Raw genomic sequence first — 24977 nt, forward strand, 5'->3', positions numbered from 1 at the left:
ACGGGCTCCGCACCGAAAAAATTCAGCAAAAAATGCCGCCAGCGCTTGATAGGAAAGCGCAAATAGCTATTGAAAATATAGCAAACCCACGCACAGGCGACCGCACGGCCGTGCGCGCAGCGAATCCGCTATTCGGCTACTCCGCGCGCTGGCGGTCTGAGGCGTAGACCGCAGCCTGCACGCGCGAACTCAGGCCCAGCTTGCGCAGGATGTGCTGCACATGGATCTTGACGGTGGTCTCGGCGATGTCGAGCGTGCGCGCGATTTCCTTGTTGCTGGCACCCCGCGCGATCTCGCGCAGCACGTCTTCCTCGCGCGGCGACAGGGGCGCTGCGCCATGGACGGCCTCGGGCGGCTGCGCGGGCGCGGCAGGCGCTGCGGGCGCGGCAGACATATTGGGCGCAATGAGCGCTGCCGCCTCGGCAACACCTTGCGACTGGAACGCTGAGACCAGCTTGCCCATGAGTTCGGGGCTCACCACCGGTTCGCCACGGGCCGCGCGGCGGATGGCCTGGGCCAGCAGGTCGCCGTCAATGGTCTTGAGCAAATAGCCCTGCGCGCCATTGCGCAGCGCGGCGGCCAGGTCCTGCCCGTCTTCGCTCACGGTGAGCATGAGCACGCGCGACGCAGGCGACACCTCGCGCAGGCCCCGGATGGCGTCCACGCCCATCACGCCGGGCAGGTGGTTGTCCAGCAGGATCACCTGGGGCTGCAGCTGGGGCGCCAGGCGCAGCGCCTCGGCAGCGTCACCCGCCTCGCCCACCACCTGCAGGCCCGCGTCCTGCCCCAGCAACGCGATCAGTCCCCGGCGGAACAGCGTATGGTCGTCCACCACCAGCAGCGTCACCGGCGGTGGCGCCGGGACGTGGGGGGCCACACTAGCAGGTGTTGCGAAAGGGATGGTGGAGGTCGTCATGGAGTGAGTGTTGCCACCCGGCCGTCGGCCAAGGCGGGGGGGAATTCGCCGCCAAAAGCGGCGCCTTGGTCGATGTGCTCCGCAGCAGGACACGGCGCAGGCTGGGCTGGCAGGGTGGTGGCGGAAGTCACCGTGGGCAGTTCGATGCACACGCGCGTGCCCTGGCCCGGGGTGGATTCGACCTGCAGGACGGCACCCACGCGGTGGGCCCGCTCGCGCATGATGCCCAGGCCCACATGCAGCGAATCGGGCGGCACCGTGGCCACGTCAAAGCCCTTTCCGTTGTCCTGCACCTCAAAGCGCCAGCGCGGATGCCGGTGCACCAGCAGGTCCACCCGCGTGGCGCCCGAATGCTTGCGCACGTTCGACAGTGCTTCCTGCACCATGTGCAGCACCTGAATCTGCAGGTCTGGCGCCAGCGGCAGGCCATGGCCCACCATGCCGAGCGTGGTGGCCATGCCGGTCTGGTGCTCGAACTTGGACAGCGTGGCCCGCAGGGCGGATTCAATGTCTTCCTCGCTGGTGCGGGTGCGAAAGTGCACCAGCAGCTCGCGCACGTCGGAATAGCACTCGCGCACGCCCACATCCAGCTCGCCGATGCTGCGGTCGCGCTTGGCCTCGTCGCCACGCGCCACGGCATCGCGCAGCAGCTGGGTCTGGATCTTGAGGAAGGCCAGCGACTGGGCGATGGAGTCGTGCAGCTCGCGCGCCAGCATGCTCCGCTCTTCGGCCACGGCGGCTTCGCGCTCCAGGGCGTTTGCGCGCAGGCCTTCCATGGCGCTGGCCAGGTGGCGCGTCATGGCTTCGAGCAGGTCGCGCAGCTCGTCGGTCAGCTCGACGGGTGATCGGAAGAACAGGTCCACCTCGCCCAGCAGGCGTTGCTGCATCTGCACGGGGATGGTCACCATGGTTTCAAAACCCGCTTCGCGGCAGTGGGGCAGCGCGACGTGGGTGGACGGCGTGATGGGGATGACCCGCGTGCGCGCCTGGGCCTGGGGCTGGCCGCACAGGCAACTGCCGGTGTGCAGGCAGTGCTCGCCCTCGGCCATGGAGCGCGGCAGGCCGTCTGCGGCCAGCAGCACATAACGTTCGTTGGCCTCGTTGGACCAGCGCACGGCGGCCGCATCGGCCCCGGCCACACGGCGGATCTGCTGCACGAAGCCCTGGGCCAGAAGCTCCAGGCTGCTGGCGGTGGAGGCCAGCGCACTCACCTCGTACAGTGCGGCCAGGCGCTGGTTCTGCACGGCGATGCTGGCCGTCTTTTCGCGCACCTTGTGCTCCAGATCGTCGTGCGATGCCTGCAACGCGTGCGCCATGAGATTGAAGCCCGCCGACAGCTGGCCAAACTCGTCATCGGTATCGACCGGCAGGCGCGTGCCCAGTTCGCCCTGGCGCAGCCTGGCCTGGGCCTGCTGCAGGCGCGCCACCGGGTTGATGACCAGCAGATAGCTCACGGCCATGAAGGTCACGGCGGCCACGATGGCCAGCGCCATCATGAACAGCTGGAACAGGTGCAAGGCCGCCGTCCAGCCTGCGATCTGGATTTCGATGGCATCGACAAACCCATCCACCTGCTGCACAAACGCATCGGCCTGCGCCAGTGTCTGCGCGCGGTCGGGCGGCAGCGTGGCCACCCAGCCGCTGCGCGCCTGCGCCCATTGGGTGCGAATGGCCTCAAAACGCGTGCGGGTCTCGTCGCTCCAGGGCACGAACAGCGGGCGCGACGGATCACCCGTGCGCAGCAGATCCAGGCTCGCGTCGAACAGGCGGGCGCGCTCCTGCACCGCCTCGGCCGGTTCGGTCTGCAGCACCAGCACCATGCGCAGCATGTTCATGCGCAGGCGCCCGGCCTCGTTGACGGCGGCAGCCCCGCCTTCGAGCTTCCAGGTCACCCACAGCGTGAGGCTGATCGAGGCCAGCGCCACCAGCAAAAAGCCCGCGCCCATGGCCAGCAGTTTGGTGGTCAGTGTGGGCTTGGTGCGCATGCAGGGCAGTGTAGGCACCGAGCTTGCGCCGACTCTTGACCTAGGTCAAGGCTGGCCCGCGTAGCATGGCGCCATGCAACGACCCACACGCTTCCCCCTGCGGACCTGGCTGGCACTCGGCGGCGCCCTGGCGGCGCTGGCGGGCTGCGCGGGAGCCCCGCCCCCTGGCACCCTGACCGCCACCCTGACCGCCACCCAGCCTGCCCCCCCATGGCCCGACCGCCTGCAGGCCCTGCTTCCCGCCGATGTGCTGCTGCTCGGCGAGCAGCACGATGCGCCCGACCACCAGCGCCTGCAGCGCGAAGCCGTGCTGTGGCTGGCGGCCAGGGGCCAGCTTGCCGCCGTGGTCCTGGAAATGGCCGAGAGCGGGCACCACACCCGGGCGCTGGCGCGCGACGCCACCGAAGCCCAGGCCCAGGCCGCATTGCAGTGGAACGATGCCGCCTGGCCATGGAAGGCCTATGGCCCCGTGGTCATGGCGGCCGTGGCCGCAGGTGTGCCGGTGCTGGGTGGCAACCTGCCCCGCGCCCAGATGCGCGCCGCGATGGGCGAAACCGCCTGGGACCAGCACCTGCCGGCCCCCGCACTGGCGTTGCAGTACCAGGCGCTGCGCGACGGCCACTGCGGCCTGCTGCCCGAATCGCAAATCGTGCCCATGGCCCGTATCCAGATCGCCCGCGACGCGAGCATGGCGCGCACCGCCCAGCAGGCATTGCGCCCCGGGCAGACGGTGCTGCTGGTGGCCGGGGGCGGCCATGTGCTGCGTGGCCTGGGCGTGCCCACCCACTGGCCTGAAAATATGGTATCAAAAGTGGTCTTTACGCAAGCAGGACAAGCGCCAACAGCTATCAAAAATGGTGCAGATACGGTGATCAACACCCCCGCCCTGCCCCCGCGCGATGCCTGTGCAGAGCTGCGCGCAAAATGGCGCCCGACGTCCTCAGCGCCTTGACGTTATCTATGGGACGGCTGGCAGCGGCTGCGCCCGCAGCAGCGCCGCGAAGTCATCGGCGGGCACGGGACGGCTGCACAGGTAGCCCTGGTACGAATCACAGCCCCGCTCGCGCAGGAAGGCCAGCTGGCCGTCGGTCTCCACCCCTTCGGCCAGCACCGACAGCCCCATGCTGTGCCCCATGGCGATGATGGCGGCACTGATGGCCATGTCGTCCTCGCTTTGCGGAATGTCGCGGATGAAGCCCTGGTCGATCTTGAGCACGTCGATCGGAAACCGCTTGAGCTGCGCCAGCGACGAGTACCCCGTGCCAAAGTCATCCACCGCAATGCGCAAGCCCAGGGCGCGCAGGCGCATCAGCACCTGGCGCGCCTCCTCGGTGCGCTCGGCGAGCGCGGTTTCGGTGATCTCCAGCTCCAGCAGCTCGGGCGGGAAGCCCGAATCGGCCAGTGCGCCCGACGCGCAACCCGCCAGGTCCGTCAGGTGGAACTGGCGCGGCGACACATTCACCGCCAGTGTGAGGTCCGGCAGGCCCGCCAGGCGCCACTGCTGGCCCTGGCGGCAGACCTCGCGCAGCACCCATTCGCCCAGCGGGCCGATCACGCCCGAGGTTTCGGCCACCGGGATGAAGCGCGCGGGCGAGATCAGGCCCTCGTGGGGGTCGTTCCAGCGCACCAGCGCCTCGGCGCCCTGGATGCGGCCTGTGGCAATGTCCACCTGCGGCTGGTAGTACATCTGCAGGTGGCCCTGCGCCAGTGCCAGGCGCAGGCGCGACTCCAGTGCCAGCCGCTCACGCGCGGCCTGGGTCATGGCCTCATGGAAGAAGCACCACGCGCCCCGGCCCCGCGCCTTGGCGCCGTACACGGCCGCGTGGGCGCCCTGCAGCAGCAGCTCGGTGGTGCCCGCATGTTCAGGAAACATGCAGATGCCCACGCTCACCCCCGCCACCACCTCGAAACCGTCGGGCGAACGCCAGGGCTCGGCCACGGCCGTGATCAGGTGCCGCGCCACGGCAGCAGCGCCGTCGGAATGGCGCAGGTGGCGCGCCACCACGGCCAGCTCGTCCCCGGCCAGCCGCCCCATCACGTCACCCGGCCGCAGGGCCGACTGCACCTGCCGCGCAATGTGCTTGAGCACCTCGTCGCCCGTGGCATGGCCGTAGCTGTCGTTCACATCCTTGAAACGGTCGAGGTTGAGCAGCAGCACCGCAAGGTGCTCGCCACTGGCGCGCGCCGACTGCACGGCCTGCTCCAGCTGGTGCCCGAACCAGGCGCGGTTGGACAGCCCCGTGAGCGCATCGTTGTGGGCCAGGAACTCCAGCCGCTGCTGCTGCACTTTTTCTTCGGAGATGTCCGTGAACATGCACACGTAGTGCGTGATCTGGCCCGCAGGGTCGCGCACGGCCGACAGGGACATGTGCTCCGGAAAAATCTCCCCGTTCTTGCGGCGGTTCCAGATCTCGCCCTGCCAGTGGCCCGTCTGGCGCAGCGTGCCCCACATGGCCTCGTAAAACGCCTTGTCGTGCCGGCCCGACTTGAAGACACGCGGCGTCTGGCCCAGCAGCTCGTCCTCGGTGTAGCCCAGCAGGCGCGTCACCGCGGCGTTGGCCGACAGGATGCGGCTTTGCGCGTCGGTCACCACCACGCCCTCGATGGTGTTGTCCACCACCGTGGCGGCCAGGCGCTGGCGGGCCTCGCTGTGCTTCAGCGCGGCGCGTGCGGCCTTGATCTCGTCCAGGTCCTGCACCACGCAGACCAGGTGGGCGGGCTCGGCGTCCGACTCGGGCACCAGCGTCACGGTGCACAGCACCGCCACCTTGCGGCCATCGCCCGGCCGCAGGCAGTCACGCTCGCCCACGTAGTGGTCGATCTCGCCCGCCAGCAGGCGCGACAGCTGTGCCGCCGCCCAGTCGCGGTCGACCGCCAGCATCACGTCACGAAAGTTCAGGGTGCACACCCGCGCCAGGGATGCGCCCAGCAGGTCACACAAGCGTGCGTTGGCCCACAGGAAGCGCCCGTCCGGTGCTACCCGCGCAAACCCGGCCGGCGCATGGCGCACCACCTGCGACAGCTCCCGCGCCACGGCCCAGCGCACCTTTTCGGCACGGCGCATGCGCCGCAGCATCCACCAGGCGAGCACGCTGGTCAGCAGCACATAGCCCCAGCCCTTCCACGTCTGCCAATGCGTGAGCTGTGCGGGGTCGGTCACCCAGTGCGCCAGCAGCGCGTCGCCCGCAAACACCCAGGCCACCCCGAGCACCAGGTACAGCAGCATCCCCCGCCAGGGGGCAAAACGCGGGGCCTCGCCCGGATTGACCATCGATTTCCCCCATTCCCGTAGACCGAAGGTTCGACCTCGAAGGGGTCGTCCACACAGCCCCAGCCATGCTGCGACAATTGGGCAGCTATGACAAACGCCTACATCCTTACCCTGTCTTGCCCCGACCGCCTGGGGCTGGTGCATGCCGTCTCGGGCTTTCTGCTGGAGCACAGCGGCAACATCGAAGAAGCCGCGCAGTACAACGACCACGATACTGGCCTGTTCTTCATGCGCGTTCAGTTTGCCTGCGATCAGCACGACCACGCCACGCTCAAGGCCCGCCTGGCCACGTTTGCAGAGCCCTACAACATGCACTGGCGTCTGCACGCAACAGCTGCGCCCATGAAAACCGTGCTCATGGTCAGCAAGGAAGGCCACTGCCTGAACGACCTGCTGTTCCGCTGGAAGAGTGGCCTGCTGCCCATCGACATCCGCGCCATCATCAGCAACCACCGCGACTTCTACCAACTGGCGGCCAGCTACAACGTGCCGTTTCACCACATCCCGGTCACCGCTGCCACCAAAGCCCAGGCCGAGGCAAAGCAGTTCGAGATTATCGAGGCCGAAGGTGCCGAACTGGTAGTGCTGGCCCGCTACATGCAGGTGCTTTCGCTTGACCTATGTCAAAAGTTGGCCGGACGGGCCATCAACATCCACCACAGCTTCCTGCCCAGCTTCAAGGGCGCCAAGCCGTACTACCAGGCCCATGACCGGGGCGTGAAGCTCATCGGCGCCACGGCCCACTACGTGACGGCCGACCTGGACGAAGGCCCGATCATCGAGCAGGACGTGGCCCGCGCCGACCATACAGACACGGTGGAAGACCTCACGGCCCGCGGCCGCGACACCGAAAGCCAGGTGCTGGCCCGCGCCGTGAAGTGGCACAGCGAGCACCGCGTGCTGCTCAACGGCCACAAGACCGTCATCTTCCGCTAGTCCGTTCTGCCCCATGGCCACGGCAGCACCGTCCTCCTTCCTCAGCAGCGCGGCGCGGCGCATTCCGCCGATCCAGTGCCTGCTGACGTTTGAAGCCCTGGCCCGCCTGCGCAGCGTGACGCAGACCGCCGAGGAGCTGTGCGTGACGCCCAGCGCGGTGAGCCACCGCGTCAAGCAGCTCGAACAGATCCTGGGCGTGCGGCTGTTTGGCCGCGCCGATTTTTCGCTGACCACCGAGGGCAGCGCCTACCTGGCCCACGTGCGCGAAGGGCTGGGCGCGCTGCAACGGTTTCCGGGTGCGGCATCGGCGCCGGGGCGGCGGCGGCTCAAGCTGGCCGTCACGCCCACGTTTGCGCGCACCATCCTGATCCCGCGCCTGCGCCAGTTCACCGAGGCCTACCCCGAGATCGACCTGGCCCTGCAGGTGTCCATCCCGCTCCTGGACGTGGTGGCCGAGGATGCCGACCTGATGGTGCGCTTTGGCCCCGGCCACTATGCCGACGTGGAGCATGTGGAGCTGGCCCGTGACGTAGTCACCCCCCTGGCCTCGCCCGCTTTCGTGCGCGAACACGGCCCGTTCGACCGGCCGGAAGATCTCGAAGGTGTGGCCCTGCTGCGCAGCCCGCTGGAGCCCTGGCGCACCTGGTTTGCCGCCACGGGCCTGGACTGGGCCGAGCCCAGCGAGGGCTCGCAGTTCAACGACATCGGCCTGATGTGCGACGGCGCCGCCGCCGGTATGGGCGTGGCGCTGGTGCGCCTCAAGCTCGGCGCACCCTGGCTGGAGAACGGCACGCTGGTGCGCCTGTTTGCCACCGACACCGCCAGCCCGCACGCGCACTACCTGTGCTGGCGCACCGGCACCATGGACCGCTGGGAGTGCGCGGCGTTTGCCGAGTGGCTGCGCAAGACCATGGCCTGAACACCCATTTACTGGTGATTTTGGCCGCTAGCGCTTGCCCATAAAGCGCAAGAAGCTATAAATTCAATAGCATTCCTGAAGTATCTAGCCTTCACCCGTGGCGCTCAGGACTCCAGATTCCCACAGCCCGCCTGCCGCAGCCACCGGGCACGCGCCTTTCACATCTCGCCTGTCTCTTGACCCCTTCACCCCCTCACCACGCCGTGCCGCAAGACGCCCACTTCAAGAAGAGATACCCCACGCTGGAGCAGAACGCGGTGCTCAATGCCACGGCGCGCGCGGTGCTGGTCAACGCGCTGGCCGGCACGGGCAAGACCACCACCCTGGCCATCAAGGCTGCGGACCTGATCCGCACCCAGGGGGCGAGCCGCATCCTGATGCTCGCGTATTCGGAGGCCGGGCTGGCGGCCATTGCGCAGCGGCTTGAAAAGTTCGTTCCCACCATTCCCCGCCAGGTGCAGATCATGACCGTGGAGCAGCTGTGCGCCACCGTGCTCAAGGAACAGGGCGACCCCCTGGTGCGCGTGGCCGAGCCCCTGCACAAGAGCCTGCTCGTGCGCCAGGCCCACGCCGCGCTGCTGCAGGACGACGCGCTGGATGGCTCGCCCGAAGTCGGCGACTTCCGCTCGCGCGATCTGGACGTGCAGGCCTTCATCGACTTTGAAGCCCAGGCCAAGCAGCGGCTGCTGCTGCGCGCCATCGACCAGTCGGAACTGGGCGCCGGGCCCTACTGCCGCGAGCACCAGCTCGACTACGGGCTCTACCAGCTCTTGGTCAAGTACGAGCGCCTGCGCAGGGGGCTGAACAACGAGCCGCAGTTTTACGCACCCGGCGACTGCACCTATGAAATCGCCACACAGCTCGGCGAACTGGATTTTGGCGAGGCCTTTGCGCCGCTGCAGGGGCGCTTTGATGCGGTGTTGTTCGATGAGCTGCAGGACCTGGACGAGGCCGCCATGATGGTGCTGCGGACGCTGGTGCAGGGCGGCAACGGTCTTTTTGTCGGCGCGGGAGACTTCAACCAGCACATCCTGCCCGGCGCGTTCTCCGTCTTTGGCGACAGCCTGGCCCGCATCCGGCAAGAGCTGCCCGCAGACACGCAGGTCGTCGCCCTCAACACCACCTACCGTTTCGGCAACGCCATCTGCCAGGGGCTCAACCCCTTGTTCGGCGTGAAGTTTTCGGCGCACTACCCCACCAAGCCTGCCGCGTTTGAGCGGCGCAGCTACACCGACGACGAGGATTGCGCCCGGCAACTGCTGGCGATCCACGACGCCGTGCTGCACCAGCCGCCCCCACCGTCGCAGTCGTCCCATTCGACCCATTTGCCCGGCAGCCCCACGGCACCGTGCCTGAACGTGGTGCTGCGGTCGCCGGAAGACTCGATCCTGCTCGAATGGATGTTTGCCCATGAAGGCGTGCACTACGCCTGCAAAGGCATGAAACGCTTCTACCAGCGCCGCGAGATCGCGCTGGTGCTCGCCATCATGGGGGCCATGCAGGGCTGCGGCGACGGGGTACGGCTCACGCAGGGCATTCTGAGCAGCGCGATGGACGGCCTGCTGCGCTACGTGCAGCGCGGCAGCCAGCCCGACCAGGATGTGCTGGCCAATGGCGCTTTCGACATACAAGCGCTGGTGGAAGACTCCCCCGCCGAAGTGGACACCCGCGTCGTGGCCGCAGAACTCATCGGCAAGCGGGACCTGATGCGCCGATTTCTGGTGCGCGCCAGCTTCAACCCCCAGGCCCCCGTGGCTTCGCCCCTGTGCGAACAATTGCTGGCCTTGCCCCCCGAGGCCTGTGCGGACGCCGGGCAACTGTGCGGGCACCCACTGGTGCTTCAGCTCTTTACGCAGGCGCCCATCAGCCCGGACGAGCTGCGCTATTGCACAGACAGCCTCCGCGCACTGGCCCGCATCTGCGCCGGGTTGTCGGTGGACGAATTCCTGGGCCGGCTGGCGCTCATGGTGCAGGCCAGCATCCAGCAGCACACGCAGCAGGAAGCATCGAGCCTGCAACTGCTGACGGTGGAGCGCTGCAAAGGGCATGAATACGACTATGTGGCCGTACCCCTGGTCGAGCGCGGGCGCTTTCCGCGCAGTGCCGCCCGACAAGAGGCTTATCGGGAGCGCAACATGCTCTATGTCGCCATGACGCGGGCCAGCAAACGCCTGTGGCTTCTGGAAGGCAGCCAACGCCCGGTCAGCCCCGGGCCTGTTTGAGGGGGCTGCGGGCTCTGCTCACAACAAAATTTCGAGTCAATTGGCCTTCAGCGCTTTATCCAAAAGCGCCAATAGCTATATAAACCATAGCAAACAGCCACATCCAGGCCATTTCACAGACTGCTGCAAGAAAACTCACGCTCCCGCGCGCAGCCTTCCTCTACAGTGGCAGCCATGAACACTGCCGCCCAACCCACCGCAGCCCTGTCCGAACGCGCCGCACGCCAGGCCGAGGTTGTCCAGGCCCTGGGGCGTGTGCTCCCCGCACACGCGCTGCTCTGGCACACCGAAGACACCACGCCCTACGAATGCGACGGCCTCACCGCCTACCGCCAGCGCCCGTTGGTGGTGTGCCTGCCTGAAACCTACGACGAAGTGCAGGCCGTGCTGCAGGTCTGCCACCGGCTGCAGGTGCCCGTGGTGGCACGGGGCGCGGGCACGGGCCTGTCGGGCGGCGCCATGCCCCACGCCATGGGCGTGACGATGTCGCTGGCCAAGTTCAACCGCATCCTCGACCTGAACCCCGAAAGCCGCACGGCCGTGGTGCAGTGTGGCGTGCGCAACCTGGCGATCAGCGAAGCGGCGGCACCCTACAACCTCTACTACGCTCCCGACCCCAGCAGCCAGATCGCCTGCACCATCGGCGGCAACGTGGCCGAGAACTCGGGCGGCGTGCATTGCCTCAAATACGGCCTCACCGTGCACAACGTGCTCAAGGTGAAAGGCTTCACGGTGGAAGGCGAGCCCGTCGAATTCGGCAGCGAGGCACTCGACGCCCCCGGCTACGACCTGCTGGCCGCCGTGATCGGCAGCGAAGGCATGCTGGCCGTGACCACCGAAGTGACGGTCAAGCTCATCCCCAAGCCCCAGTTGGCGCGCTGCATCATGGCCAGCTTTGACGACGTGCGCAAAGCGGGCGACGCCGTGGCCGCCGTCATCGCGGCCGGCATCATCCCCGCAGGCCTGGAGATGATGGACAAGCCCATGACCGCCGCCGTCGAGGATTTTGTGCACGCAGGCTACGACCTGACTGCGGAAGCCATCCTGCTGTGCGAAAGCGACGGTACGCCCGAAGAAGTGGAAGAAGAAATCGGCCGCATGAGCGAGGTGCTGCGCGCTGCCGGCGCCACCGCCATCTCGGTCAGCCAGGACGAGGCCGAGCGCCTGCGCTTTTGGAGTGGCCGCAAGAACGCCTTCCCCGCCAGCGGCCGTATCAGCCCCGACTACATGTGCATGGACTCCACCATCCCGAGGAAGCGCCTGGCGGACATCCTGCTGGCCATCCAGGAGATGGAAAAGAAATACCAGCTGCGCTGCGCCAACGTGTTCCACGCCGGCGACGGCAACCTGCATCCGCTGATCCTGTTCGATGCGAACGATGCCGACCAACTGCACCGCTGCGAGCTGTTTGGCGCGGAGATTCTGGAGACCAGCGTGGCCATGGGCGGGACGGTGACGGGCGAACACGGCGTGGGCGTGGAAAAACTCAACAGCATGTGTGTGCAGTTTTCTGCGGAGGAGAACGCGCAGATGTTTGGGTTGAAGCATGCGTTCGACCCGGCGGGGTTGCTGAATCCGGGGAAGGTGATTCCGACGCTGAATCGGTGTGCGGAGTACGGGAAGATGTTGGTGCGAGGGGGGCAGATCAAGCATCCGGATTTGCCGCGGTTTTGAACGATGCCGCCCCCGGCGCCGCCCGCAGTGAGCCAAGGACCGCCGTCCAAGTGAGAGTTACAAAGCCATCACTCGCGTTCAACACGAAGAATCCCAAGTTATGCCGACAGTCGCCCGCCGACATCATTTTCTCCCCCAGGGTTATCTAGCCGGCTTCACTGATTCCGGGCGAAAAGATGGAATGCTGCACGTCCTGGACCTCCAGGAAAGTAGGAGCTTTCGGACGTCGCCATTGAATGTTGCGGTCGAGAAGGACTTCAAGCGCATAGATATTGAGGGTCTACCACCAGATGCAATCGAAAACGCCCTAGCCCCAATAGAGGATAGAGCCATACAAGCAATTCGTCGTGTGACTGAATCAAGGGAGTTCCCAAGTGATGAGGACCACAATCTGATACTCAATCTTCTGAGTTTGGTGATCGTGCAGAACCCAAAATCTAGACGAAACTTGAACAGTGCTCGAACACGCGTCGCAGACGAGAAACTTAAGTGGCTTGTAGCATCTCAGGCCAATTGGGAGCACCATCTCTCGTTGGCTCAACAGACTGACGAAGAGTTCAAAGGAGATGTGAGCTACGAGCGCGCACGTCAGTTCGTCGAAGGTCGACACTACATCATCGACTTTGGGAACGAAGGTACTTTGCGTGAAGAGTTTCGCGCGCATGATGAACTCTTGACAGCGCTCGGCAAACGCACTTGGACTGTACTGATAGCTCCAGAGGACAGCTCGTTCATCACCTCTGACTACCCGTTCTCCTTAGTTATGGAACACGGCTTCCACGGTCACCCATCGTTCCTAACGCAAAACACTGAATTGTTTTTCCCCATTAGCAAGAAGGCGGGCTTCATTGGAATTCTCGGCACACCATTGAAACCAGTGATCAACGTGCGCGCCGACGTAGTCGCCAGGATGAACACCCGGGTATCGCGCCAAGCGGATCGACGACTGTTCCTTGCCGAAGACAACTTCCTGGCATACGGGCGCGGAGGCGTTGTTACTGTGCGGGCCTAACGGGTTGCCCCAGCGTGCGCATTCTGCAGCGGTTCCACATGTTGCCGGTGAGCGGCTGCTTTCTCTGGTGCCATCGGCAGCTATCGCCCGGTAGCATCCAGCAAAACCACCGACAATCCGCCCCCTCCATCCTTCTTCCAAACCCATGCTCAGCGACTCCCCCAATACCTTCCTCCAATCCGGCAACGCCCTAGTCGCCCAGGCACAGGCCGTGGCCACGCAAGACTTTGCCGCAGCGCGAGCGCTGTGGCGGCAGGCGGGGGTGTTGTTTCAACGGGCGCACGAAGCCGACCCCACGCAACACGCAGCAGCGTTTCGCCTGGGTCAGGCGTGGGTGGCCGAAGCCCATGCGCTGCAGAAAGAAGGATCAGAAGATGCGACTGCCATGTGGCGACAGGCGGCACTACAGTGCGAGGTGGCTTTTGCGCTCGACCCCCACCATGCGGTGACGGCCATGCACATCGCCAGTTGCTATGCCTGGGCGCAAGACGCCGACGCCAAGCTGGCCTGGGCGCAGATTGCGCAGCACCTGCAGCAAGAACATGCGGCCAACATGGCTGCGGATCAGGCGGCACGCTAGCCGACACAGCTCGGGCGCGGCCGAGCAACGCGATGGCCCGAATGGCTGTTCGGCTTTTGGCTGTTCGGCTCCCCCACCCCTGCTGGCTGCGCCTGCGGCGGGGCGGTTGCGGGGTGAGCATGCGCGTCGGAGCGCGCGTGCTTCGTGAACTGACTCGCCGTGGTTGTCCGAGCGGCGCGCGCAGCGCAAAGCGAGTTCCACGGCGCACCCCGCAACCGCACCGCCGCAGGTTTGCCCCGTAGCGAAGCGCAGGGGTCGCAGACTGGGGGTCGCCTTTCTTTTGGGTACTTTTCTTTGGCGAAGCAAAGAACAAGTACCTCGCCCGCCGGGGCGAGTCCCGGCTTCCGCCCTTGGCAAAGGCAGCCACCCCAACCAGCGCGCAAGCCCTGGCTTCAACAGGCTCAGCCACCCACCATCGCCCGCCCAATCTCCCCCGCGTGCGACACCGCAAACAGCACCAACCCAATCAACCCACCCACCACCGTCCCATTGATCCGGATGTACTGCAGGTCCTTGCCAATGTTCAGCTCAATCAGCTGCGTCATCTCCTCGGTATCCCACCGCCGCACCGTCTCCTCAATGTGCTGAGCAATGAACGCCGACACATCCGGCGCCAGGTCCTCCACCCAACGTTCCAGCCGATCATTGAACGACTGCCTGAGCGCCGCATCCCCCGCCAGAGACTCCCCCAGCCACAACCCCAACTTGCCCACCTGCCGCGCAAGCACCGAATCGGCATCGGCCAGGTCGCGCTGCAACGCACCTCGCAGGTCCAGCCACAAGGTCTGCACATAGCCGCCCACAGTGGCGTCGGTCTGCAACCAGGTGCGGATCTCCTCGCCCTTGCGCGCCCATTCCGGATCGCAGCGCAGGCGCTCGATGAAGCGCTGCACCGCCGCATCAAACTGCGCGCGCAAGGCATGCTGCGGGTTGGCGGCGACGTCGGCCATCACGCTCTCCAGAGCGCGTGCCAGCAGGGCCGACCCCTTGTCGCCCAGCCAGTCGCTGGGTAACAGCTTTTCGGTGCGCGGGTGGTCTTTCTTGAGCCACAGCACGATGGTCTGCGCCACCCAGGCGCGGGTCTGTTCGTTCTGCAGCAATTCGATGAGTTTCGCCAGCACGTCGTCCAGCAGCGCCTGGTGGCGACCGTTGTGCGTGAGGGTATCGAGCACCGCCGCCAGGGCGCGCGACATGTCCACCTGCCCGATCAGCGTGCGCGCGGCCTTCTGGATAAAGCGCTCCACCTGCGCATCCTGCACCGTCTCCAGCGCGGCCGACGCCAGGCGCGTGGCCTGGTGCCCCAGCAGCGCGGCGTTGCCCGGCGCCGTGAGCCACTGCGCCAGCCGCTCAGCGGGGTCGTGCCGGCGGATCAGCGACACGAGCGAAGGCACATCCAGGAACTTGTCGCGTACAAAGGTGGCCAGGTTGCGGCCGATGCGCGCCTGGTTGCGCGCGATGACCGCGGTGTGCGGAATGGGCAAACCCAGCGGGCGGCGGAACAGCGCCACCACCGCGAACCAGTCGGCCAGCGCACCCACCATGGCGGCCTCGGCCATGGCCTTCACGCAATTGAGCCACAGTCCGCGCTCGACCACGCTGGTCGCCACGAACACCGCAGTGACCAGCAGCAACAAGCCCAGGGCCTGCCGCTTGGCGCGCCGCAGGGCGCGTGCCGGGTCTTCGGTGGTGTCTGAAGAAGGGGGTAGCGGGCTGCTGTTCATGCCAACAAGGTGCGCGGTGGCACGACGCCCCGCGCCGCGCCACAACGCATGTCAGGGCGCGGCTGCAATCTGGTCCAGCGCCTTCGACAAATGGCCCACCGTGCGGTCCACGTTGTGCCACTTTTCCAGGCCGAACAGGCCGACGCGGAATGTCTTGAAGTCCGGGCCTTCGTCGCACTGCAGCGGCACGCCCGCAGCGGTCTGCAAACCCACTTCCAGAAACTTCTTGCCGTTCTGGATGCCGGGGTCGGTGGTGTAGCTCACCACCACGCCAGGGGCCTTGAAGCCCTCGGCGGCCACGCTGGGGAAGCCACGCGATTCGAGCAGTGCGCGCACCTTGGCGCCCAGCTCGATCTGCTCGTCGCGCACCTTGGCAAAGCCATAGGCGCGCGTCTCGGCCATCACTTCGGACAGGCGCACCAGCGCGTCGGTGGGCATGGTGGTGTGGTACGCGTGCTGGCCCTTTTCATAGCCCTCGGCGATCTGCATCCACTTCTTGAGGTCGCACGAAAAGCTGCTGCTCGTGGTGCCGTCGATGGCCTGTCGCGCGCGCTCACTCAGCATCACCATGGCGCAGCAGGGCGAGCCGCTCCAGCCCTTTTGCGGCGCGCTGATGAGCACATCCACGCCGGTGGCCTGCATGTCCACCCACATGGCGCCGGACGCCACGCAGTCCAGCACGAACAGCGCGCCCACATCGTGGGCCGCAGCCGTCACGGTGCGGATGTAGTCGTCGGACAGGATGATGCCGCTGGCCGTCTCCACATGGGGGGCGAACACCACCTTGGGCTTCTCGGCGCGGATGGTGGCTGCGACTTCGTCGGCCGGGCATGGCGCCCAGGGCGCCTGCGGGCCGCTGCCCTGCGGGCGCGCCTTGCACACGACCGAGCCGCCGCCCAGGCCCTTGTCGGCGTCGAAGATCTGCGTCCAGCGGTAGCTGAACCAGCCGTTTCGCACGATGAGCACCTTCTCGCGGTTGGCGAACTGGCGGGCCACGGCCTCCATGCCGAAGGTGCCGCTGCCGGGCACCAGCACGGCGGTGTGGGCGTGGTAGACCTCTTTCAGCGTGCCCAGAATGTCCTGCACCACGCCGGTGAAGCGCTTGGACATGTGGTTGAGCGCGCGGTCGGTGTAGACCACCGAAAATTCGAGCAGGCCATCAGGGTCGATATCGGGCAAAAGGCCGGGCATGGGCAGTCTCTCCGTTGAACAAATCAGCGGGCCAGCTTATCACCACGTGTCCACGAAACGGTGCCCCAGCGGCCCCACCTGCGCCGATGCCAGCCCGCGCGCGAGCCACGCCCGGGTGTCGGCCGGGTCGATCACCGCATCGATCTCCAGCGTGGCGGCCATGTGCAGCGCCTCGCCGTTGGCGTACGACTTGGCCAGCAGTTTGGCGAACAGCGCGTCGCGCTCGGCGCCTTCGGGCAGGGCCTCCAGCTCCTTGCGAAAGCCCAGGCGCACCGCGCCTTCGAGGCCCATGGCGCCGAACTCACCGGTGGGCCACGCCACCGTGAACACTGGGGCATGAAAACCCCCCGCCGTCATCCCCATGGCGCCCAGGCCGTAGCCCTTGCGCAGCACCACGCTGAAGGTGGGCACGCGCAGGCTGGCAGCAGTGACGAACAGGCGGCTCACGTGGCGCACCTGGGCCGTGGCCTCGACCTCGGGGCCGACCATGAAGCCGGGCGTGTCGACCAGGCTCACGATGGGCAGGCCATGCGCGTTGCACAGCTGCATGAAGCGCGCGCCCTTGTCCGCTGCGTCGGCGTCGATGGCGCCGCCCAGGTGCAGCGGGTTGTTGGCCAGGATGCCCACGGGGCGTCCTTCGATGCGGGCCAGCGCGATGTGGATGCCGGCGCCAAAGCCGGTGCGCAGCGGCAGCAGGCTGCCCTCGTCCACCAGGCCCGCCATCGCCGTGCGGGTGTCGTACACGCGCAGGCGGTTCTCTGGCACCACGGCGCGCAGCAGGCGCTGGTCGGGTGCAGACCACTGCGATGTGCGGCCCTGGAAGAACGACAGGTAGTGGCGCGCAGCCTGCACCGCCCCGGCTTCGTCGTCCACCAGCACGTCGATCACGCCATTGGCATGCTGCACGCGGCTGGGGCCGATCTGCTCGGGCTTGAAGACGCCCAGTCCGCCGCCTTCGATCATGGCCGGGCCGCCCATGCCGATGTTGCTGCCGCGCGTGGCGATGATCACATCGCTGCAGCCCAGCAGCGCCGCGTTGCCCGCAAAGCACCGCCCCGCCGCGATGCCGATCACCGGCACCTGGCCCGACAGTGCGGCGTAGCTGGCAAACGTGTGCACGTGCAGGCCTGCCACGATGGGCATGTCGGTATCGCCCGGGCGTCCACCGCCGCCTTCGGCAAACAGCACCACCGGGAGCTTCTGCGCCAGCGCGATGCCGAGCATACGGTCGGTCTTGGCGTGGTTGCGCGCGCCCTGGGTGCCAGCCAGCACGGTGGCGTCGTACGACATGACCACGACGCGGGACTTCTCGTCGCCAAACAGTGCGCCATTGATGCCGCCAATGCCCGTGACCATGCCATCGGCGGGCGTGTTGGCAATCAGGTCCTCCTTGCTGCGGCGGCGCGCCTGCGCGGCGATGGCGAGGGCGCCATATTCGATGAAGCTGCCGTCGTCGCACAGGTCGGCAATGTTCTCGCGCGCGGAGCGGCCACCTTGCGCGTGGCGCTTGGCCATGGCGTCGGGGCGCGCCGCGTCGAGCGTGAAGGCGTGGCGGTCGATCACGCGTTGCAGGTCGGCGCGGATGTGGTGCGGGTCATGTGCCATACCGCCCTGCACTTCGACATCGGCCGCCTCATCCACCGCGTCCAGCACCAGCAGCGGCTGCCCCTGCGCGATGTAGCCACCGGCCACGGCCAGCAGCGCGCCGACGCGGCCCGCGTGTGGGGCCAGCAGCACATGCTCCATCTTCATGGCTTCGAGCACGGCCAGCTCGGCGCCGGCAGCGACCACGTCGCCCTCGGCCACGCTGAGCTGCACCAGGCGCGCGGGCATGGGGGCGAGCACGGCGCCCGAGGGTGCGGACACCGTATTTTTATAGTCTTCTGGGCCGCTACCGCTGGATGAATAAGCGCTAGCAGCTATGTTTTTAGTAGCATCCAGCAATGCGGGCAGCACGGACTCCAGCCAGCGGGTGTGCACCTGCTGGCTTTCCATCTCAGGCCGAGAGGCCAGGGCCTGCAGCAGCGCCAGGTTGGTGGCCACGCCCTCGATGCGGCACTCGGCCAGCGCACGCTGCGAGCGACGCAGCGCATCGGCAAAGTGCGGGCTGCGCGTGTGCACGATGAGCTTGGCCAGCAGCGTGTCGTAGTGCGGTGACGGCGCGGCGCCCGCTGCGCCGTGCGTGTCCACGCGCACGCCTGGGCCTGCGGGCAGGTCAAAGCGGCTGAGCGTACCGCTGCCGGGGGTGGCGTTGCCCTGTGCGTCCAGCGTCTCGGCGTTGATGCGCCACTGCACGGCAAAGCCCAACACGGCAGGCGGTGCGGCAGGGTCGAGGCCGATGTCCTGCAGCGTGCGGCCCGCGGCCAGCGCGATCTGCGCCTGCACCAGGTCCACGCCGGTGACCTCTTCGGTGATGGTGTGCTCCACCTGCAGGCGCGGGTTGCATTCGATGAAGACAAACGGCAGGTCGCTCGACGCCAAGTCCACCAGAAACTCGAAGGTGCCCAGGCCTTCGTACTGCACCGCCCGCGCCATGGACAGTGCGGCGGTGGTGATGCGCTCGCGCAGCGCTGCGGGCAGCGAAGGGCTGGGCGCGATCTCCACCACCTTCTGAAAGCGCCGCTGCAGCGTGCATTCGCGCTCGCCCAGCGCGATCACTTCGCGTCCGTCGCCCAGCACCTGCACCTCGATATGGCGGGCGTTGCCCATCAGGCGCTCCACGTACACGCCGTCCACACCAAAGGCGGCCTGCGCCTCGCTGCGGCAGCGCGCGTAGGCAGCGGGCAAGTCATCGGCCGACGCCACCGCGCGCATGCCGCGCCCGCCGCCGCCGCCGATGGCCTTGATGACGATGCCGGCATGGGCATGCTGCGCAAAGAAGGCCTGCGCCTCCTGCAGCGTCACCGCCGCCTGCGTGCCGGGCATCAGCGGCACACCCTCCTGCTGCGCCAGCGCACGGGCCTGCGCCTTGTCGCCGAACAGCGCGAGCTGCACAGGCGTGGGGCCGATGAAGCGCAGCCCCGCCTCGGCGCACGCACGGGCAAAGTCGGCGCGCTCGCTCAGGAATCCGTAGCCGGGGTGTACGGCATCGCAGCCCTGCGCCTGGGCGATGGCGATGAGACGCGCACCGTCCAGGTACGCCGCCGGGCCGGTGGCGCCCAGCGCCACGGCCGCACTGGCTGCGTGCACATGGGGGCTGGCGGCGTCGTCGTCGGCATACACGGCCACGCTGGCAATGCCCAGGTCGTGCAGGGCGCGCACGGTGCGCAGTGCGATTTCGCCCCGGTTGGCGATCAGGACTTTGGCAAAGAGGGGCAGGGTCATGATTTGCTTCTGTTTTTATAGCATTTAGCGATTTACTGATAAGCGCTGGCGGCCATTTTTCTTCCAATTGATGGACTCATAGAACTGCGCTTGCCTCGCAGCGCTTGCAGCTGGCGGGGCCCACACCAGGGCTCCCGCGCAAGGGCCGCCCCGCCGCGGTGGGAGCGTCCCCCTCCCTAGCGCGAAGCGCGTAGAGAGAGGGGGAAGGCGCCGCAGGCGACTCAGGGGGTGTTTCACGCATCCCGAAGCAGGCGGCGCAGCACTTTGCCAGCGCCGGTGGCGGGCAGTGCGTCGATGAAACGCACCTCGCGCGGGGCTTTGTAGGGCGCCATGTTCTCGCGGCACCAGGCCACCAGGCCGGCGGCGTCCACCTCCTGGCCGGACTTCTTGACGATGAAGGCGCGCACCACCTCGCCCTTTTCCGCATCGGGCACGCCAATCACGGCGGCCTGGGCCACGGCGGGGTGCTTGATGAGCAGGGTCTCGACCTCTTCGGGGAACACGCTGTAGCCCGACACCTTGATCATTTCCTTGAAACGGCCGATGAAGGTGACATAGCCGTCCGCATCGATCTTGCCCATGTCGCCGGTGTAGACCCAGCCGTCACGCAGGGTCTTGGCCGTGGCCTCGGGCTTGTTCCAGTAGCCCTTGAAGTTGCCGGGGCCGTGGATGGTGATCTCGCCCACCTCGCCAACGGCCAGCGGCGCGCCGGTGTCGGGGTCGACGATGCGCAGGGTGTTGCCCGGCACGGGCTTGCCCTGGGTGCCCCAGCGGATCGCGTCCACCGGCATGGCGGTGTCCACCGTGTGGGTTTCCGACAGGCCATAGGCCGCCTCGTGCGCAATGCAGTTCGGCGCGAACTGCTGCCACTGCAGGGCCAGCGCCTCGGTGAAGGTGATGCCAAAGCTCGTGACCGGGTTGCGGCGCAGCGCGCTCCAGTCCATGTCGCGTGCGCCGGGCACCTGCATGAGCGCGCCGTTCATGGGCGCGATGCTGTACCACCAGGTGACGCGGTGGCGCTCCAGCGCCTGGGCCACGCCCAGTGGGTCAAAACGGTACAGCAGCACGGCGGTGGCGCCGGTGTAGACCGGCAGGTTCACGCCCATCACCATGCCGGCGATGTGGTACAGCGGTGCCACCGCCAGCAGCGTCTCGTGCGGGGTCATGCCGTTGCAGTCGGCCGATGCGGCGGTCTTGAAGGTAGCGTTGCCGTAGCTCAGCATCGCGCCCTTCGGTAACCCGGTGGTGCCAGAGGTGTAGGTCATGAGCGAGATGTCGTCCATCGACAGCGCCACAGGCGCAGGCCGCGCACCGGTGCGGGTGGCGGCCAGGAAGTCTTCGCAGCCCGCAGGCACCGGCGCCATGGCAGCGCGCATGGCCAGCAGCTCGGCGGGCACGTCGATGCTGGGCGCGCCCTCGGGCAGCAGCTCGGCATAGCGCACCACAAACACCTGCTGCAGCGCGGTCTTGGCGCGCACCTTGTCCACCACGGGCAGCAGCACATCGGCCGCGACGATCACGCGGGCCTGCAGGTCGGTGAGCTGGTACTCCAGCTCATGCTCCTTGTTCAGCGGCCCGCAGGGGCAGACGATGGCACCGATCTTCTGGATACCGTAGTGCGCCATCACGTACTGCGGGCAGTTGTTCATGAACAGCGCCACGGGCTCGCCCTTGCCCACACCCAGCGCCTGCAGGCGCGCGGCAAATGCATCACTGGCCGCATCAAGCTGCGCCCAGGTGAGGGGCTGGCCGTACCAGAGGTAGGCCACACGGTCGGGCGTTTCGCGCGCGTGGCGGCGCAGGTGTTCGTGCAGCGGCAGCTGCGGTGCGGCAGAAGGCATGGCGTTGTCTCCGAGGTGTCTGGAATCGCTGGTTCTTGGCGGCCACTCAGGGTTTTCTCTGGGTGGCCGCACCCGCCAGCGTCTTGCCAATATATACCGCTCGGTAGAACAATGCTACCCATGGGTATAAATCAACCGTCGCACAAAGGACAGCCATGAAACAGCAGCCCCCCGTGCAGGCCACCGGCCGGCAAAAGGCCGCCACGGCCGGGTCGGACGAGAAGCGTGAACGCATCCTGCGCGCAGCCGAGGCGCTGTTCGATGCGCAGGGCTACGCCAACACCACCATCGAGCAGATCGTGCAGCAGCTGGGCGTGACCAAGCCCTTTGTGTACTACTACTTCCGCAACAAGCAGGAGATCTTCGAGACGCTGTCGTGGGCGCCTGCCGTGGCGTGTTTCACTGCGATGGACTTTGCGGCGGACGATGACCGGCCTGCGCATGTGAAGGTGACGGAGGGCATCGAGCGGCTGATTCGCGCGACGCTGGCGCACCACCCGTCGGCGTTCTTCCCGTACCGCGAGCCGCAGGTCTACCGGCCCGAGTACCTGGCGGCGCAAAAGCATCTGGCGAACCACTTCTACGACCAGTTGTGCGCGCTGCTCGAACAGGGCCGCGACGACGGCATGTTCGAGTTCAACGACACCAAGATCACCGCGCTGGCCGCGTGCAGCCTGCCCGGCTTTCTCTACAACTGGTACCGGCCCGACGGCCGCCTGTCGCAGGACGAGGTGGCGCAGGAGCTGGCACAACTGGCTTGGCGCGTGCTGGGCCTGCGGCGCACCCGCAAGCGGGACACCGCATAGCACCCCACGCCCCTCTGCGGCGGCGCCCCATCAGACCAAGACAAACCTTACTACGACAGGAGACAAAGACACCATGAATACCGCCTTCCTCACCACCCCACTGGCCGCCGCGGCAGCCTTGCTCATCGGCACGGCCGTCAGCGCGCAGGAGACCTTCAAGGTCGCCTACATCGACCCGCTGTCCGGCCCGTTCGCCAACGTGGGCGAGCTGATGCTCACGCACACGCAGTACGCCATCGAGGACATCAACGCCAAGGGTGGCGTGCTCAAGGGCGTGAAGCTGCAGCTGCTGCAGTTCGACAGCAAGCTCTCGGCGCAGGAGAGCCAGAGCGCGCTGCAGGCCGCCATCGACCAGGGCGCCAAGGCCATCGTGACCGGCGGCTCGGGCTCATCGGTGGTCACGGCGCTGGTGCAGGCCGCAGCGCGCCACAACCAGCGCAACCCGGGCAAGGAGATCCTGGTGCTGAACCACTCGTCCATCGACCCCGAGCTGACGGGCAAGGCGTGCAACTTCTGGCACTTCCAGTTTGAAGCCAACACGGCCATGAAGATGAAGGCCATTGCCAACTACATCAAGAAGCAGCCGGACATCAAGAAGGTGTATCTGCTGAACCAGGACTACGCGCACGGCAAGCAGTGGGCGCACTACGGCCGCGAAATGGTGGGTCTGGCGCGGCCCGACATCCAGTTCGTGGGCGAGGCGCTGCACCCCATCGGCCGCGTGAAGGACTTTGCGCCCTACCTCGCCAAGGTCAAGAGCAGCGAGGCCGACTCGGTCATCACCGGCAACTGGGGGCAGGACATGACGCTGCTGCTCAAGGCTGCGGGCGATGCGGGCTACAACCTGCGCTACTTCAATCACAGCGCGGGCTCCATTCCTGGCACGGTGCTGGCGGTGTCGCAGGCCAAACAGGGCCAGCTGACCTGGGTGGCCGAATGGCACCCGGGCCAGGCCGATACGCCCAAAGTGGATGCGCTGGCCAAGGCCTACAAGGCCAAGACGACCAAGGACTTCCTTGCACCACGCATCGAGATGACGCCACGCTTTCTGGCGGCGGCCATCAACAAGGCCCAGTCCACGGACCCGGTGAAGGTGGCACGCGCGCTGGAAGAGCTGACCATCGACTCGGTGGTGGGCCCCGTGCGCATGCGCGGCGAGGACCACCAGCTGCTGCTGCCGCAGGTGGTCAACACCATCGCGCCGGTGGACGGCAAGACGGTCAAGGCCGGTTGGGAAGGCACGAACTACGGCTTTCGCACCGATGCGGCCTACACCGGCAATGAGCTGGCGCAAGGCACCGACTGCAAGATGAACCGGCCCTGACGCCGCGGCTTGGGAAGGGGCCGTAACCCCACAGCGGCAGCCGCCGCGGAGCGCCGCTACCATGGCCGGTCATTGCATTCATTGACCCGACCCACAAGGACCGCGCCCATGCCCGACTTTCGCAGCGACACCGTCACCCAGCCCACGCCCGCCATGCGCGAGGCCATGTTCAAAGCCCCGCTGGGCGACGATGTGTTTGCCGACGACCCTTCGGTGAACGCACTGCAGGAGCATGCGGCGCAGCTGCTGGGCTTCGAGGCCGCGCTGTTCGCCCCCTCGGGCACGCAGACCAACCTGATCGCGCTGTGGGGCCACTGCCAGCGCGGCGACGAGGCCATCGTGGGCCAGAGCTGGCACACCTACCGCTGGGAGGCCGGCGGCATGGCGGTGCTGGGCTCCATCCAGCCGCAGCCGGTCGAGACACAGCCCGATGGCACGCTGCGCATTGCCGACATCGCCGCTGCCATCAAACCCGACGACCCGCATTTCGCGCGCACCCGCCTGGTGGTGCTGGAGAACACGACCGGCGGCCAGGTGCTGCCGCCCGCCTACGTCGCCGAGGTGGCCCAGCTGGCGCGCAGCCGGGGGCTGGCGATGCACCTGGACGGCGCACGGATGTTCAATGCCGCCACGGCCAATGCGGCGCGCCACGGCACCGATGTGTACGACGAGGCGCGTGCGCTGTGCAGCCATTTCGATTCAGCGTCGCTGTGCCTGAGCAAGGGCCTGGGCGCACCGGTCGGCTCGCTGGTGCTGGGCTCGCGCGACTTCATCCGCCAGGCGCGCCGCACCCGCAAGATCCTGGGCGGCGGCATGCGCCAGGCCGGCGTGCTGGCCGCTGCGGGCCACTACGCGCTGGAGCACCACGTGCGCCGCCTGGCCGACGACCACGCCAACCTGGCGCGTCTGGCCCAGGGGCTGAGCGATATCAACCAGAGCCATCCGGTGCTGCAGGGCAAGATCACGGTCCACCCCTGGCAGACCAACATCCTCTTCACCGACCTGCACGCGGACGTGGCCCCGGCCTTCACGGCCTGGCTGGCCGAGCACGGCGTGCGGGTGACGAGCAGCCTGTACGGCGTCGCCACCCGCCTGCGCTGGGTGGCGCATCTGGATGTGAGCGAGGCGGATGTGACAGCGGCGCTGGACTGCGTGGGGCGTTTCACCGGCAGGTAAGGCAGGAGCGGCGCCCCCCTACGTGCGCCTTTTCCCCGTGCCGTTCAATACCGACACGCTTCAAGCCAGTGACCGCCGC

The 24977-nt window shown here is 67.1% G+C and carries 17 protein-coding genes; 10 read left to right on the forward strand and 7 right to left on the reverse strand.

The annotated features are described in order from the left end of the window. Positions 1-136: 136 nt before the first annotated feature. Both ASE39_RS18535 and ASE39_RS18540 read right to left on the reverse strand, forming a co-directional pair. On the reverse strand, positions 137-916 hold the full coding sequence (locus ASE39_RS18535) for a response regulator (RefSeq protein WP_241777085.1): 780 nt from the start codon (positions 914-916) through the stop codon (positions 137-139). After that, complete coding sequence (locus tag ASE39_RS18540) at positions 913-2901, reverse strand: type IV pili methyl-accepting chemotaxis transducer N-terminal domain-containing protein (RefSeq protein WP_057272082.1); 1989 nt, start codon at positions 2899-2901, stop codon at positions 913-915. The genes ASE39_RS18535 and ASE39_RS18540 overlap by 4 nt, the downstream gene beginning before the upstream one ends. Positions 2902-2974: 73 nt before the next feature. Here ASE39_RS18540 and ASE39_RS18545 point away from each other — a divergent pair, with 73 nt between their 5' ends. Then, a complete protein-coding gene (locus ASE39_RS18545) occupies positions 2975-3853 on the forward strand; it encodes a ChaN family lipoprotein (protein WP_057272083.1) in 879 nt (292 codons plus the stop codon). 6 nt (positions 3854-3859) lie between these two features. Here ASE39_RS18545 and ASE39_RS18550 read toward each other — a convergent pair whose 3' ends face one another. Next, entirely contained in the window at positions 3860-6172 is a 2313-nt protein-coding gene (locus tag ASE39_RS18550; protein ID WP_057272084.1) for a bifunctional diguanylate cyclase/phosphodiesterase, read from the reverse strand. An 87-nt stretch (positions 6173-6259) separates the two neighbouring features. Between ASE39_RS18550 and purU the strand changes: the two genes are divergently transcribed. The 6 genes from purU to ASE39_RS18580 all read left to right on the forward strand — a co-directional run bounded on the left by purU (position 6260) and on the right by ASE39_RS18580 (position 13515). Then, complete coding sequence (gene purU / locus ASE39_RS18555) at positions 6260-7108, forward strand: formyltetrahydrofolate deformylase (RefSeq protein ID WP_057272085.1); 849 nt, start codon at positions 6260-6262, stop codon at positions 7106-7108. A 13-nt stretch (positions 7109-7121) separates the two neighbouring features. Next, entirely contained in the window at positions 7122-8027 is a 906-nt protein-coding gene (locus ASE39_RS18560) for a LysR substrate-binding domain-containing protein (RefSeq protein WP_010463019.1), read from the forward strand. A gap of 176 nt (positions 8028-8203) precedes the next feature. Then, complete coding sequence (locus tag ASE39_RS18565) at positions 8204-10249, forward strand: ATP-dependent helicase (RefSeq protein WP_242421488.1); 2046 nt, start codon at positions 8204-8206, stop codon at positions 10247-10249. Between the two features lie 174 nt (positions 10250-10423). Then, positions 10424-11923 (forward strand): FAD-linked oxidase C-terminal domain-containing protein, encoded by a 1500-nt coding sequence (locus ASE39_RS18570; protein WP_057272087.1) that lies wholly within the window; start codon positions 10424-10426, stop codon positions 11921-11923. A 100-nt stretch (positions 11924-12023) separates the two neighbouring features. Further along, positions 12024-12935 (forward strand): DUF4238 domain-containing protein, encoded by a 912-nt coding sequence (locus ASE39_RS18575; protein WP_082615504.1) that lies wholly within the window; start codon positions 12024-12026, stop codon positions 12933-12935. A 145-nt stretch (positions 12936-13080) separates the two neighbouring features. After that, complete coding sequence (locus ASE39_RS18580) at positions 13081-13515, forward strand: hypothetical protein (RefSeq protein ID WP_057272089.1); 435 nt, start codon at positions 13081-13083, stop codon at positions 13513-13515. Positions 13516-13916: 401 nt separating this feature from the next. Here the strand turns inward: ASE39_RS18580 and ASE39_RS18585 are convergent, their stop codons facing one another. From ASE39_RS18585 to ASE39_RS18600, 4 genes are all read right to left on the reverse strand, one after another. Further along, positions 13917-15236, reverse strand: coding sequence for a DUF445 family protein (locus tag ASE39_RS18585; protein WP_057272090.1), 1320 nt, complete (start codon positions 15234-15236; stop codon positions 13917-13919). A gap of 51 nt (positions 15237-15287) precedes the next feature. Beyond that, positions 15288-16427, reverse strand: a complete 1140-nt coding sequence (locus ASE39_RS18590; protein WP_057272091.1) for an aminotransferase class V-fold PLP-dependent enzyme — start codon at positions 16425-16427, stop codon at positions 15288-15290. A gap of 39 nt (positions 16428-16466) precedes the next feature. Further along, complete coding sequence (locus ASE39_RS18595; RefSeq protein ID WP_057272092.1) at positions 16467-19751, reverse strand: carboxyl transferase domain-containing protein; 3285 nt, start codon at positions 19749-19751, stop codon at positions 16467-16469. A gap of 233 nt (positions 19752-19984) precedes the next feature. Beyond that, the gene (locus tag ASE39_RS18600; protein ID WP_057272093.1) at positions 19985-21592 is read right to left on the reverse strand and encodes an AMP-binding protein; all 1608 of its coding nucleotides are present in this window, start codon (positions 21590-21592) and stop codon (positions 19985-19987) included. Positions 21593-21747: 155 nt separating this feature from the next. Between ASE39_RS18600 and ASE39_RS18605 the strand changes: the two genes are divergently transcribed. The 3 genes from ASE39_RS18605 to ltaE all read left to right on the forward strand — a co-directional run bounded on the left by ASE39_RS18605 (position 21748) and on the right by ltaE (position 24898). After that, positions 21748-22398: a TetR/AcrR family transcriptional regulator gene (locus tag ASE39_RS18605; RefSeq protein ID WP_057272094.1), complete on the forward strand. Its 651-nt coding sequence runs from the start codon at positions 21748-21750 to the stop codon at positions 22396-22398. Between the two features lie 73 nt (positions 22399-22471). Continuing rightward, positions 22472-23722 (forward strand): branched-chain amino acid ABC transporter substrate-binding protein, encoded by a 1251-nt coding sequence (locus tag ASE39_RS18610; protein WP_140426824.1) that lies wholly within the window; start codon positions 22472-22474, stop codon positions 23720-23722. A 108-nt stretch (positions 23723-23830) separates the two neighbouring features. Further along, positions 23831-24898 (forward strand): low-specificity L-threonine aldolase, encoded by a 1068-nt coding sequence (gene ltaE / locus ASE39_RS18615; protein ID WP_057272095.1) that lies wholly within the window; start codon positions 23831-23833, stop codon positions 24896-24898. The last annotated feature ends 79 nt before the right edge of the window (positions 24899-24977 follow it).

Origin of the sequence: Acidovorax sp. Root267 (assembly GCF_001429215.1) — a bacterium.
Taxonomy (GTDB): Bacteria; Pseudomonadota; Gammaproteobacteria; order Burkholderiales; family Burkholderiaceae_C; genus Acidovorax; species Acidovorax radicis.